A 290-nucleotide genomic window follows, 5' to 3' on the forward strand; every position below is an offset into this window, starting at 1 on the left:
TTGCTTGACATATTGATGACCGTCAACCTGCCCACCCTTAAGCGGAATGAACAAACACCCTTCCTTAACCGTTCTTGAATCGATGGTAACCCCATTTATTCCTTTGGACTGGAATGAAGTGATATCATTCAATCCATCTGCCATTTCATGTACTTGTTTCAACGTTCTCTTTATCATTTCGTTCCTCCTACATTCATCGAACCGTTAATCGCTCTCTCCCTCTTCTTCCATTAACCAAACGAAGCAGAAACCAGTGTAAATCGAACCGGCTCCTGCTGATTATAATCCAT

1 protein-coding gene is annotated in these 290 nt (G+C 42.1%); it reads right to left on the minus strand.

Annotated elements, in window-relative coordinates:
- Window positions 1-177, minus strand: a 177-nt coding sequence (locus SB773_RS31085; RefSeq protein WP_410594112.1) for a Mur ligase domain-containing protein, incomplete at its 3' end; no start/stop codon positions are given.
- Between the last annotated feature and the right edge of the window lie 113 nt (window positions 178-290).

It is taken from the genome of Bacillus sp. SIMBA_074, from assembly GCF_046534555.1.
GTDB lineage: Bacteria > Bacillota > Bacilli > Bacillales > Bacillaceae_G > Bacillus_A > Bacillus_A mycoides.